The organism is Bacillus sp. SIMBA_154 (assembly GCF_046536015.1).
GTDB classification, from domain to species: Bacteria; Bacillota; Bacilli; order Bacillales; family Bacillaceae; genus Bacillus; species Bacillus pumilus_P.
On the sequence record NZ_JAWJBV010000657.1, the window covers coordinates 1 to 236 of the forward strand.

The window sequence follows — 236 nt, forward strand, 5'->3', positions numbered from 1 at the left end:
GAGCGCCGTTTCAATTTCCTCAAGTGAGATTCCGAGTTCAATCAATGGGACCGCCACAGCCGGCTGAATTCCCGTCAATACGACATTTGCGCCCATCAATTTAGACATGGTGATGACATCGCCGAGCACTTTCGCGATAAATGAATCGATCATGTCAACGGATGTAAGGTCAATGACGACCCCGTTTGCGCCGGTTTCATAGATTTTGTTCAGCAGATCTTCTTGAAAATGCAAAG

Annotated in this window: 1 pseudogene; it reads right to left on the reverse strand. The window is 47.0% G+C overall.

Annotation, left to right across the window (positions count from 1 at the left end):
* Positions 1–234, reverse strand: a pseudogene (gene rsbS / locus R0K30_RS23495) (RsbT antagonist protein RsbS); the annotation flags it as partial.
* Positions 235–236 lie beyond the last annotated feature (2 nt).